This is a genomic window from Arthrobacter sp. efr-133-TYG-118, from assembly GCF_030209755.1.
GTDB lineage: Bacteria > Actinomycetota > Actinomycetes > Actinomycetales > Micrococcaceae > Arthrobacter.
On record NZ_JARVRH010000003.1, the window covers coordinates 26,745 to 38,947 of the forward strand.

At 65.5% G+C, this 12,203-nt stretch carries 10 protein-coding genes; 6 read left to right on the top strand and 4 right to left on the bottom strand.

Translation table 11 applies throughout. The annotated features are described in order from the left end of the window. Window positions 1-102: 102 nt before the first annotated feature. On the bottom strand, window positions 103-1,359 hold the full coding sequence (locus tag QRN59_RS02105) for an RsbRD N-terminal domain-containing protein (protein ID WP_284980861.1): 1,257 nt from the start codon (window positions 1,357-1,359) through the stop codon (window positions 103-105). A gap of 152 nt (window positions 1,360-1,511) precedes the next feature. Here QRN59_RS02105 and QRN59_RS02110 point away from each other — a divergent pair, with 152 nt between their 5' ends. The 5 genes from QRN59_RS02110 to QRN59_RS02130 are packed head-to-tail and all read left to right on the top strand — an operon-like array spanning window position 1,512 to window position 8,892. After that, window positions 1,512-2,849, top strand: coding sequence for an MFS transporter (locus tag QRN59_RS02110; protein ID WP_284980862.1), 1,338 nt, complete (start codon window positions 1,512-1,514; stop codon window positions 2,847-2,849). After that, window positions 2,846-4,477: a thiamine pyrophosphate-dependent enzyme gene (locus QRN59_RS02115; RefSeq protein ID WP_284980863.1), complete on the top strand. Its 1,632-nt coding sequence runs from the start codon at window positions 2,846-2,848 to the stop codon at window positions 4,475-4,477. Before QRN59_RS02110 ends, QRN59_RS02115 begins: the two co-directional genes overlap by 4 nt. A 12-nt stretch (window positions 4,478-4,489) precedes the next feature. Then, window positions 4,490-5,896 carry a gamma-aminobutyraldehyde dehydrogenase gene (locus QRN59_RS02120; RefSeq protein ID WP_284980864.1) on the top strand — a complete coding sequence of 469 codons (1,407 nt, stop codon included), beginning with the start codon at window positions 4,490-4,492 and terminating at the stop codon, window positions 5,894-5,896. Window positions 5,897-5,905: 9 nt separating this feature from the next. Continuing rightward, a complete protein-coding gene (locus tag QRN59_RS02125; protein WP_284980865.1) occupies window positions 5,906-7,606 on the top strand; it encodes an amidohydrolase in 1,701 nt (566 codons plus the stop codon). A 26-nt stretch (window positions 7,607-7,632) separates the two neighbouring features. After that, window positions 7,633-8,892: a M20 family metallo-hydrolase gene (locus QRN59_RS02130; RefSeq protein WP_284980866.1), complete on the top strand. Its 1,260-nt coding sequence runs from the start codon at window positions 7,633-7,635 to the stop codon at window positions 8,890-8,892. 218 nt (window positions 8,893-9,110) lie between these two features. Here the strand turns inward: QRN59_RS02130 and QRN59_RS02135 are convergent, their stop codons facing one another. Continuing rightward, window positions 9,111-9,779: a VOC family protein gene (locus QRN59_RS02135; RefSeq protein ID WP_284980867.1), complete on the bottom strand. Its 669-nt coding sequence runs from the start codon at window positions 9,777-9,779 to the stop codon at window positions 9,111-9,113. A gap of 60 nt (window positions 9,780-9,839) precedes the next feature. Between QRN59_RS02135 and QRN59_RS02140 the strand changes: the two genes are divergently transcribed. Continuing rightward, window positions 9,840-10,445, top strand: a complete 606-nt coding sequence (locus QRN59_RS02140) for a YdeI/OmpD-associated family protein (protein ID WP_284980868.1) — start codon at window positions 9,840-9,842, stop codon at window positions 10,443-10,445. Window positions 10,446-10,447: 2 nt separating this feature from the next. Here the strand turns inward: QRN59_RS02140 and QRN59_RS02145 are convergent, their stop codons facing one another. Then, window positions 10,448-10,975 carry a hypothetical protein gene (locus QRN59_RS02145; protein ID WP_284980869.1) on the bottom strand — a complete coding sequence of 176 codons (528 nt, stop codon included), beginning with the start codon at window positions 10,973-10,975 and terminating at the stop codon, window positions 10,448-10,450. Continuing rightward, window positions 10,972-12,177: a glycoside hydrolase family 76 protein gene (locus tag QRN59_RS02150; protein WP_284980870.1), complete on the bottom strand. Its 1,206-nt coding sequence runs from the start codon at window positions 12,175-12,177 to the stop codon at window positions 10,972-10,974. Before QRN59_RS02150 ends, QRN59_RS02145 begins: the two co-directional genes overlap by 4 nt. Window positions 12,178-12,203: the final 26 nt, after the last annotated feature.

The window sequence follows — 12,203 nt, forward strand, 5'->3', positions numbered from 1 at the left end:
TGTGTTGCGTACCACACTTCAATGGCTGAATTTCCAGCAAAAAACGGCAGAAAATGTGTGTTCACACAACGGCCGCTCTCCTCTGTTTGCAGTCGTCAGGCCTCAGGCCCAGGCCACTACCAGCCGGGCCGCTTGCGCCGGCACGGCCAGATCGATGCCCGTGAGCTCCTGGAAACGGTTGAGCCGGTTGAGGATGGTGTTGCGGTGGCAAAACAATTCCTGCGCCGTGGTGGTGATGTTGCCCGTGTGGAGGAAATTGCGCACCGTCTCGGTCAGTCGCTCGCGCTCGCCGTCGCGGCACTCCGCAAGGGCGGACTCAAGATCGGCCCAGAGGTCCAGGCCCGCGTCCTGAAGTTGCTGCTTGGCGAGCCGGGCCCACGCTGCTGCGGCGGTCAATGGACCTCGGTCCGCGGGCTGGAGCAGCAAAGCGAGGCGCTCCGCCGTCCGCGCTGCGGAGGGCAGGGCGCGCAGACCGGAAAATCCCTCGACATAACCGCAAGGTATTCCAGTGATGGCAGCTGGAATGTAGGCGGGTCCTTCGTCTTGCCGGGCTGCGCCGCTGTAGCTTGCGCCATATGCCCGGGCGGTGCCGCCGGATCCGGACCCGGCGCCCTGGGCTCGGGGCAACGCCCAGAACACGTAGGTGCTGCCGCCGAATTCGTGGACGTAGAGGCGTTGGGACGGTTGGAGCCAGCCCCCTTGGGTGGCAATAGTCCGTAGTTTGGAAGCCGCGTCCCCACTCGCGGCGACGATGGAGAACCTTGCTTCCGGGTCCGTGACCAGGGCTGCCGCGGCCTGGCTGATGGTGTCTGCCGATAGCTCGGACTTGCTGAACAACCGGGCGATGAACTCCCGGCGGATGTTCGATTCCTCCTGGGCCATGCGGACCCGTTCGCTCGAATAGCTCGAGTGGGTTTGGGTGGCAAACTCATCGACCACGCGCCACACCTGGTCTACATGGGATGTCAGGAGCACTGCGTCCTCCGTGTCGGAGATTTGCAGGAGATCTGCCCAGAGAATGCTGAAATCGAGGCGCACGGCTGAAATCAGGGCCTCGGGCGAAATTCCGGCACGGGCCCGTTTGGCGCCCAGTTCCGAAGAGAAGCGCGCCAGTGAATCCTGGCTGCCGTGGGAGTTCGAATGGCGGAACCTCTCGTCCCGCAGTCCGTCTATGAGGCGCCGGAAAGTTTCACGTGCCGTGTTCCGCAGTTCCGGGAGGCTCACCCTATTGTCGGCATATTCGGGGATCTCCTGGACACGTGTCACGAAGAGCTCGACTAGTTCCTCCAGCCGCCCGTGCAGCCCTTCCACGAGCTCACCCCATCGCGCGGCGTCGCCGGCATTCTCTACATTGTGCATTTACACATTCTATGGCCAATATTCCGTGGCACAGAGCTAGTCTTTTTGGGCGGATCTACTGGCACTATGGGAGTAGTCACTGCCGAGTGAGACCAATCACAACCGGCAGTTCCCCGGTTTTCACGGCATAGTTCGAATCTTTTGGAGTAATCATGGCCAGCAGCGCAGGCAGCGCCCCCGCGGATCTGACTCCCGGGATGCCCCGCACAGTCGATGAGAGGGTTACCAGGAAGGTCGCCCTCGCCGCCCTCGTAGGCACGGCGTTGGAGTGGTATGACTTCTTCCTCTTCACCACCGCAGCCGCCCTGGTGTTCAACGCCCAATTCTTCGTCTCGCAGGATCCGTTTGTGGCGGCGATGGGCTCCTTCGCCACCCTCGCCGTCGGGTTCGTCGCACGTCCCATTGGTGGATTCATCTTCGGCGCCCTCGGCGACAAAGTGGGCCGCAAGAAGATCCTCATGGTCACCATCGTCGGAATCGGCGTCGTCACTGGCCTGATCGGCTTGCTGCCGAACTACATGACCATTGGCCTGGCCGCCCCCATCCTCCTGGTGGCCCTGCGGATCGTCCAGGGGCTCGCCGTCGGTGGCGAATGGAGTGGCGCGGTGATCATCGCCGTCGAAAACGCCCCGGTTGCCAAGCGCGCCCGCTACGCGGCGCTGCCGCAGATCGGCTCTCCGATCGGGACCATCCTGTCCTCGGGAGGCTTCTTCGGCATGCTCTTCCTGGTGGGCCAGAACAACTTCGATGCGTGGGGCTGGCGCATCCCGTTCATTGCAGCAATCCCGCTCCTGGCCATCTCCATGTGGATCCGCAGCAGGCTCAGCGAGTCGCCTGAATTCGAGGCACTCATGGAATCCGGCGAGACCGAGCATGCCCCCATCCGCGGCGTGCTGAAGAACAGCTGGCGCCAAATCCTGGTGGGCATGTGCTCGGCGCTGCTCGGCATCGGCGGCTTCTACCTCATTACCAGTTTCGTGGTCTTCTACGGCACCAAGGTCCTGAAACTGCCGTCCGAGCTGCTTCTCCTGGGCACGCTCCTCGCGGCCGCACTCGAAATCGGGGCCTTGGTCTGGGCTGGCAGAATGGGCGAAAAGTTCGGTGCCAGCAAAGTCATCTTGTGGGGTGGCGTGGCCTCGGCCATCGTTGCGGTGCCCGTCTTCCTTGCCATTGACAGCCGCAACCCCGTCCTGGTGGTCGTCGGCATGATGATCGGCGTTGCCGTCCTGTCAATTCCGTATGCCGTCTCGGGCACGGCACTGACGGCATTGTTCGCCACCAAGGTCCGCTACACCGGCGTCGCCATCACTTCCAATACCGCCGGCGTCATCTCCGGCTTCGTGCCGCTGATCGCCACGGCGCTTGTGGCCGCCAACGGCAACTCATATTGGCCGGGCGCCATCATTCTCCTGATTGTTTCCGTACTGACCGCTCTGTCCGGCATCTTCCTGCCCGGCTTGAGCATCAAAGAAGAAGGAATGAAGCATTGAGCACCACTACAGCAGGCCACCTCATCGTCGAGCAGCTTGAACGCGCAGGCATCAAGCGGGTCTACGGCGTCCCTGGCGAGAGCTACCTGGACGTCCTGGACGGACTCCACGACTCCTCGATCGAGACCATCGTCACCCGCCATGAAGGCGGAGCAGGTTTCATGGCGCTGGCCGAAGGCCGCCTCACGGAACTCCCCGGCGTCGCCATGGTGACGCGCGGCCCCGGCGCAGCCAACGCTTTCATCGCTATCCATACGGCGCACCAGGACGCCACGCCCATGATCCTGTTCGTGGGCCTCATCCCCGTGGCTGACCGCGGACGTGAATCCTTCCAGGAATTCGACATCAACGCCTGGTTCGGCAGCACCGCCAAGAAGGTCGTGACTCTCGACGACGCCGCTTCCGCCGCCCGCGTGGTGGACGACGCGATCTTCACGTCGCTCAGCGGACGTCCTGGTCCCGTAGTGATCGGGCTGCCCGAGGATGTGCTGGTGCACACTATTGATGAAGGCACCGTGGAGCCGCGCAGGGTCGCCCGTCCCGGTCCCTCAGCCTCGGCCTTGGCCGAACTGGAAACGCGTCTCGCCGGAGCCGCCAAGCCGCTCATTGTGGTGGGTGGCGAAGGTTGGACACAGGAATCCGGGGACGCGCTAGCCGCCTGGGCGGCACGCCACAGCATTCCGGTCGTGGCCGATTTCCGCGCCTACGACGCCGTCCCGCACAGCAGCGAGTCCTACGCAGGCTTCTTGGGCTACGGCCGCAGCGACGCCACCGCGGCGCTCCTGGACGACGCCGACCTGCTCATTTTCCTCGGTTGCGTCCGCGGCGACGTCCTCTCCGACGGCTATACCCGCGGCCTTAATGCCGCCACAGTCGTGATCAACCCGGATCCTGACCTCCTCGGCCACTTCGGCCGGGTGGACCAGCACATGACCGCCGACGTCTCGGCGTCCTCTCTGGCCATCGCGGACACGGAATCGGCCGTGCGGCCCGCCGCAGGCTGGTTCCAGGATGCCCGGGCAAATTACCTCAAGTTCTCCTCGGCCCAACCTGACGGCGTCCACGGAGCGGACACAAACACAGTGGATCTCGGCGTCGTCATGGAGATCCTCAAGCAAGAAATGGACGACGATGCCGTCCTCACCTTCGGTGCGGGCAACCACGCCCTGTGGCCTGCCCGCTACCTGAAGCACAACAGCGCCAACTCCCTGGCCGCTCCGCGCAACGGAGCCATGGGCATGGGAATCCCGGCCGCCGTTGCTGCGTCCCTGGCCTACCCTGGCCGACAGGTCATCTCGGTGGCCGGCGACGGCTGCTTCATGATGAACGGCCAGGAAATCGCGACGGCGATGGGCCACGGCGCGCAGTTCGTCGTACTGGTGGTGGACAACGGCATCTTCGCCACCATCCGCGAGCACCAGGAAGCCCACTACCCGGGCCGCCCGTCCGGCACGCACATGACCAATCCGGACTTCGCGGCCCTGGCCCGCTCCTACGGCGGCTACGGCGAGCGCGTGGACAGGGCGGAGGACTTCGCTGCAGCGTTCCGCCGCGCGGTCGACTCCGGCCTCCCGGCCGTATTGCACCTCCCGCAGGACCCCACCACCCGTTCCCCCAAGAGCAACTGACTGGAGCCTCACGTGATCACGCTCAAGAACATCATCAACGGCCAAGCGATGGACGCCCCGGCGAGCCTGCCCTTCTTCGATCCCCGGAGAGGTATCCAGATCGGCACGGCCCCGGATAGTGACGCAGTCGCCGTCGACCTCGCCTTCCAGTCCGCTGCCGCCGCTTTCAAGAGCTACAAGCGCACGACGCCGGGCGAGCGCCAGGCGCTGCTGTTGCGGCTCGCTGACCTCATCGAAGCCAACGTGGACCGGCTTCTGGACGCCGAGGTGGCGTGCACGGGCAAGCCGCGGGCCGTGACCCGCGAACTGGAGATCCTGCGCGGCGCCGACCAATTGCGCTTCTTCGCCGGAGCTTGCCGCGTCGTGTCCGGCACCGCGTCCACAGAGTACGTGCAGGGCTTCACGTCCACCATCCGACGCGAACCGCTGGGTGTGGTCGCGCAGATTACTCCGTGGAACTACCCGTTCATGATGGCCATCTGGAAGATCGGGCCGGCGCTGGCGGCGGGAAACACGCTGGTTTTGAAGCCCGCGGACACCACCCCCTGGTCCACCGTGATCCTGGGCGAGCTGGCCCAGGAGGTATACCCGGCCGGCGTCGTGAACATCGTCTGCGGAGGCCGTGAAGCCGGTGCCGCGATGGTGGACCACGAGATCCCGGAGATGGTGTCCATCACTGGTTCCACCCGGGCGGGCGCCCAAGTCATGTCCGCTGCGTCCAAGACGCTGAAGGATGTCCACTTGGAGCTTGGCGGAAAGGCGCCGGCGATCGTTTTCGCCGACGTTGATATCGCCCGCACAGCGCAGGAAATTGCGCTGAGCGCGTTCTTCAACGCGGGCCAGGACTGCACAGCCGTGACCCGGGTGCTGGTTCACGAGGACATTCACGACGAGTTCGCCAAGGCCCTCGGCGCTGCGGCCACCGCGCTGACCCTCGGGGATGACGCCTCGGATCTCGGGCCGCTGAACAGTGCCGGGCAGCTTGAGCGCGTGGAAGGCTTCATGACCCGGCTTCCGGCGAACGCCACCGTCCTGTCGGGCGGCAAGCGCACCGGGGCCGGGTACTACTTCGAACCGACAGTGATCGACGGCGTCTTCCAGACTGACGAGGTGGTGTGCGACGAGATCTTCGGCCCCGTGGTCACGGTCCAGCCTTTCTCCACCGAAGAGGAGGCGCTTGAGCTGGCCAACGGGACGAAGTACGCCCTGGCCTCCAGCGTTTGGTCCAACAACCACGGCGTGGTCACTCGCGTGTCCAATGAGCTCGACTTCGGCGCGGTGTGGATCAATTGCCATCAGGTCATTCCGGCCGAGGCGCCGCATGGTGGTTTCAAGCACTCCGGCACGGGCAAGGACCTCTCCGTCTTCGGGCTGGAGGACTACACCCGGATCAAGTCCGTCACCACCTCGCACCGCTAGGCCATTGGTATGAAACTCGACCTGCTGCTGCGCAACGCGGACATCATCACCATGGACCCGGACCGTCCCAGCGCCCGCTCGCTGGGAGTTTGGCGGGGCCTCGTGGTGGGACTCGATGAAGACGTGGATGACCTTGCCGCCGCAGAGATCCTCGATCTCGGGGGCGCCACCGTCACGCCCGGCTTCATTGACGCACATTGCCACACCACGTGGTTCGGGCTGGGCCTGGCCGAGCTGGATGTGTCGAAGGCGCGGGGGCTGGAGGAGTTGTACGGGCTGTTGGAAGCTGCCGGCCCGGCTTCCGGGACCGACGCCGGCGCTGGCGTCAAGGCGGAGTCTTGGCTCATGGCCACGGGCTTCAGCCAGCAGCGGCACGGCGGCGAGTTCCCGGACATCCGCGAACTTGACCGCATCACGGGGGAGCGGCCGCTGTTCATGCGGCACAACTCCGGGCACATGGCCGTGGTCAACTCAGCCGCACTGCGGCTGGCTGGTGCCGAATCGCCGTCGTACGCAGATCCCGACGGCGGCGTGATCGTCCGCGACTCCGCGGGGAGGCCCACGGGACTCGTGCAGGAAACGGCACAGGCACTGATCCAGCAGCTGATCCTGCCGTACTCGATCGATCAGATCGCGGCGGCGTTGGAGCGGGCCACGCGGCACTACGCCTCCGAAGGCATCACCAGCTTCACCGAGGCGGGCGTGGGCGGCGGCTGGATTGGCCACAGCCCGGTGGAAATCGCGGCATACCAGCGGGCAGCCGCCAACGGAAGGCTCCACGCCCGCGCCCAGGTCATGCCCGTGCTGGACGTTTTGCACCGGGTTGACGGCCATGGCGACGACGGTCCGGGCGACGGTCCCGCTGCGGCAGGCTTGGACCTGGGCATCACGAGCGGCTTCGGCAACGAGTACCTCTCCCTTGGCCCGGCCAAGGTTTTCCTTGACGGCTCGCTCCTCGGCGAAACCGCCGCGGTCAGCCACGAATTCTGCAGCCACGGGCAGAAGGACAACACCGGCAACACGGGCTACTTCCAAGCCGAACCCGCTCTCCTGCGGGAACGGATCGAGGCTGCCTATGCCTCGGGATGGTCCATAGCGGCGCACGCCATCGGAGACCGGGCCGTTGACCTCGCGATCGACATTCTTGCGGATTGCGACGCCACCTACGGCCCGCGCAGCATGCCGAACCGGATCGAGCACGCCTCCATGACCAGACCGGAACAGCTCCGGCGGCTCGCCGCGGCGGGGATCGCAGTGACTCCTCAGTCCAGCTTCTTCCACGACGGCGGCGACAGCATGGCCGCGTCGCTCGGTCCGGAGCGACTGCGCTGGGCCTACCGCGCGTCGTCGTTCCTGTCCGCAGGAGTGACGCTGGCCGGAAGCTCCGACCGTCCCGTTGCGGACGGAAACGTTCTGCGCGGCATGCAGGCCTTCGTGGACCGGAGAACCTCGACCGGCGCGGTGTTCGGCAACCCGTCCGAGCGGCTCAGTCCGCATGAGGCGCTAGCCGCCTACACAACGGGAGCGGCCGCGGCCACGGGAATGTCGGCCGTGAAGGGCTCACTGGCTCCGGGCAAGCTTGCCGATTTCACCGTCCTGTCCGGCTCACCGCTCCGCGCCCACAGAATCGCGGAGTTGGAAGTCCTGGCCACGGCCGTCGGCGGCCGTTTCACGCACAACACTTTGACCTCGCTCCAACACAGTTCATAGATTCAACACAGTTCATAGGGGAACCAATGACGTCCACCACCAGCTTCACCGCCCAGGACACGGCCTTCGTCCACGACTTCCACACCATGAGCGCGTTCGGCGCCACCGCAAACGGCGGCGTGGACCGGCAGGCCGCCAGCCAGCCCGACGGCGAACAGCGCCACTGGCTCACCGGCTTGCTCGAAGCCCGCGGCTTCACCGTCCGTTTCGACCGTGTCGGCAACCAATGGGGTCTCTATGAGGCCGTGCCGGGAGCTCCGTTCGTTGTGGTTGGCTCGCACATGGATTCCCAGCCGACGGCGGGACGTTATGACGGTGCCTATGGTGTCCTGGCCGCCGTGCATGCGGCCTTCCGGCTGGTTGACAAGTGGAACGCGCCCGGAGCTGAGGCACCCAAGTTCAACGTCGCCGTCGTGAACTGGTTCAACGAGGAAGGCAGCCGCTTCAAGCCCTCGATGATGGGGTCTTCCGTGTACACCGGAAAGCTCCCGCTGGAGGCGGCGTTGGCCACCACGGATGCCGCTGGGATTTCCGTGCAGGACGCCCTGGACGCCATCGCTTGCCGTGGTTCATTCGACGGACCCGAGGCGGCATACTGCGCGGAGATCCACATCGAACAGGGCCGCAGCATGGAACGGGAAGGCATCACGATCGGCCTGGTGTCGTCCAACTGGGCAGCCAACAAGTACGAATTCGTGGTCCACGGCGAGCAGGCACACACGGGCTCCACAGTCATCGCGGACCGCAAGGACGCCCTGCTGGGAGCCTCGATGCTGGTGGTTGCCGCACGGGACATCGCCAACCGCTTCCCCGGAGCGTTGCACACTTCGGTGGGACAGCTGAACGTCTACCCGAATTCGCCCGTTGTGGTGCCATCCCGGGTCAACTTGCTGCTGGACCTGCGCAGTGCGGACGAATCCGTACTCGCCCAAGCCGATGCCCTGCTGCACGAACGCATTGCGGAAATCGAGGGGCTGGCCAACGTTTCGGTGGAACAACACCATTCGCACTCGTGGCCGGTCACTCCTTACCAGCCCGAGGGGGTGGAACTCGCCGCCAAGGTGGCCGCCGATCTGGGGCTGTCCAACAAGGAAGTCATGACTTTGGCCGGGCACGATTCCATCAACATGAAGGACATCGTTCCCACGGTAATGCTCTTTGTTCCCAGCGTGGACGGCATCTCCCACAACGAGCACGAATACACCAAGGACGAGGACATCGTAGCTGGCCTGGCGATGCTCACCGAAGTGGTCAACCGGCTCTGCAACGGAGCGCTGGAGGACTAGCCAAACGCCCGCTCACCTATATCGTCCAATCGGGCGACGCTCGCTCACGTATGTGGCCAATATCGGGATCCCTTCTGCAGATGATCTGAGCGAGCGTTGGGGAAAAGACCGATATAGGTGAGCGAGCGTTGGGGGAAAGACCGATATAGGTGAGCGGGCGTTGGGGGAAAGACCGATATAGGTGAGCGGGCGTTGGGGGAAGGTGAGCGGGCGTTCGGCTATGCAGGCCCGGCCACACTGATGGTCCCGCCGCGCGGGGCCTGGATCGTGAGTATCGAGCCGGTCCGGGCGGCGGAGAGTCCTGCGGCGGCGAGCCGGGCCTCCAGAGCTGCGAGGTCGCCGTCGTACTCGAAAGAGAGGCCTCCCCCAGCCGGCTCCGAAGACTCCCGAACCAGCAGGATGCCGCCGTTCCTCGTGCTGAAATCCGCGAACTTCGAGGACACCTGCCGCGACCGCGCGCCGATGTTGCGCAACTCCTGTGCAGCCCCGGGCACATCCGGCGTGAGCCATGTCCCGACGACGGCGAGGTCCGGATCCGCTTCGGGGCTGGTGGTGCGGCTGCTCGCCTTATCGGCAAGGAACGCGAAGCCGTCCCGGGCGGTAATACGCACGGCCTGCCCGTGATCGGCATCGAAGAGTTCGGCGCGGGTTCCGTCCGCAACGGTGCGTCGGGCGAACTCGGCCAGGTCCCCGACCTCGACGCCGAATACCGTAGTGCCGTCGTCGGGCGAGTCAGTGGCCGTACGGTGCAAGGCCACCCGGCCCGAGCCTGCGTCGAACTCGACCCAGTCGCCGTGGTCCTCGATGCACACGAGGCCTAGCATCGTAAGAAGGTGCTTCCAGGCGGCGACATCGGACGTGAACTGGATGGGGCGGACGCGCAGCATGGATCCTCCGGGACAACTCGTGGGCTTTCGCCACAGCCTAGCTGGCACCAGAATGGGGCCATGGCTGTTGAACTTGAAGAACTGATCGTCAAAGACGCTGCCGAATGGCGTTCCTGGCTCGAAATGAACGGCGCCGATAGCCCTGGCGTGTGGCTCGTGCTGCACAAGAAGGGAGGCAACGTGACGGAACTGGATTACGCCGCTGCCTTGGATGAGGCCCTTTGTTTCGGTTGGATCGACGGCCAGGGCAGAAGGCGCGACGACGAGAGCGTCTTCCAGCGCATGACCCGCCGCGGCCCCAAAAGCCCATGGTCCAAACGGAACGTGGGGCATGTTGCCCGTTTGGAGGCTGAAGGCAAGATGACCCCGGCCGGATGGGCCGCCGTCGACAGCGCCAAGGCGGACGGGCGTTGGGAATCTGCCTACGTGGGCCAAGCGGACGCGGAAGTTCCGGAGGACCTTGCCGCGGCAATCGCAGCGGTTCCCGAAGCGCAGGCGATGTTTGACGTGCTGACGTCGGTCAACCGCTATGCCCTGATTTACAGGACCAACTCGGTGAAGAAGCCGGAAACGCGGGCCAGGAAGATTGCTGGTTTTGTCGAGATGTTGGCACGGCAGGAGACTCCGTATCCGCAGAAGAAAAAGCCGGCGCCTGAGGCGGAGTAGCCCTACTCGGGGTTCTCGGGCTTTTCGGGATTCTCGGCGGACAGCGCGACGATCCAGCCCGGAGTGTCCTCACCGAGCCGCTGGTCCAACACGACCCTGGCCTTTGCTGCGGCGATCCGCACTTTGCGGTCTTCAGCGCTCGCCGAGGCGGGACGCTGCGAGGGGGCGAGCGCGCGGGTTTCGGATGCTGTGGCGGCTGCAAGGAGTTCATCCTCAGTGCCGACTTTGAGGAGCGCTAGTTCCTCCTGCGACGCGAGTTCGCTTCGGCCCAGGATCTCGATGGCCTTCTGGCCCATTTCGGCCTCGGAGCGGCTGCGGGACAGGGACGCATCCAGCGCCCACTGTGCACGGCGCCACCACTCGGACTTGTTATCCGACCGCGCCTTCTGCCGCAGGGACAGGAGCCCCACGATTGCGGCAACGATCGCCGCGACAAGGACAGCGAGCGGGCTGAGCGCGCCAAGGATCTGCCACCATTCCGCCGGCGGAGCGACCACGGTGACAGGCAACGGACTCGGGGACGGGTTCACAGCTCCAGACTAGGCCTCGGCACTGACAATTTCCGGACGCGCGCGGCGGCTTCCAGCACCATCCACGCCTGCAGTTGGGTGGAGAGTTCGACGGCGGTGCCCTGCGGGTACGTTTCGGCGGCCGGACGCTGTGGTTCCTTCGAGAAGATGAGCCAGTCGTCGTCGTACTTTCCGGACGTCCCGCGGGCAGCGTCGGTGCGCACGGTCCGCCCCGCCCACAGCGCCTCCGCGGTCTCGAGCACTAGTTGTCCGGCGGTAGCGCGGGTGGGCGCGGGCAAGCGAACGTCCCCGGCGGCGAGGGCCAGGTACCGGACGAGGATTCCGCTGAAGAGTCCGCCGTCGCCGGTGCCTTCACCGCGAAGAACGAGCCTCCCCTGAGTGTCAGGCCCACAGACGGTCAGATGTTCGGCCACCGAGTCCACCAAGGCGGCCGCGCGTGCCAGGTTCGCATCTCCACCCAACTCCAACAAGGCACCGAGCACTGGGCCCTGGTTGTAGGTGTAGACCTCGTCCGCGAGGACGAGCTTGCCTTCCTTGATCCAAGCGCCGTCGAGGTATAGGCCCCGGGTGGGTTCGAAGAGGGTGACGTCGAGCCAGTCCAGGAGCCGTTGGGCCCGCTCCGGGTTGCCGGTCCGTGCGAAGTGCAGGGCCACCGGGCCCGTGGCGGGAGTGTTCTTGAAGTCGCGTGTGGTGCTCCAGAAGGTGCCGCCGCCCATGTGTTCGGTGGAGGCCGATTCGAACTGCGGAGAAAGTCTTCTCTGCAAGCGGGCGTTGCGCGGGCGGCCGGGCTGGTGCGCGTTTTCGGCCAGGGCGTCCAAGCGCAGGGCGGCGAGGGCCAGCCATGCCATGTCGTCGTAGTAGCTGTTGACGTAGCGCAGGAAGTTGCGCAGCCGGATGGTGGTGACCAGGTGTGAAGCCAACCGGCCCGCGCTCGGGCGATCACCGCCGTCGAACCTTGCTCCCGAGGCCAGTTCGCGCAACCCGGCGTCCACCAGGCAATCGACGTAGTGCGCCTGCCACCAGTAGTTCCATGGTTGGAACGGAAACCGCCTGGAGGGCCGGGTCGACGCCGCGAGGTGGGTTCCGGGAAGGAAGAGGAGGCGCCGTCCGAAATGCCGGGTGACCGAACGTGCGGCGCGGTCGGCTCGCGCGGCCCAATCCGGTGTTCCGGAGGTGCCCTGCGGGGTGTCGGGGGCGGACATGGTGACAGCCTAACGCTGCGCGCTTG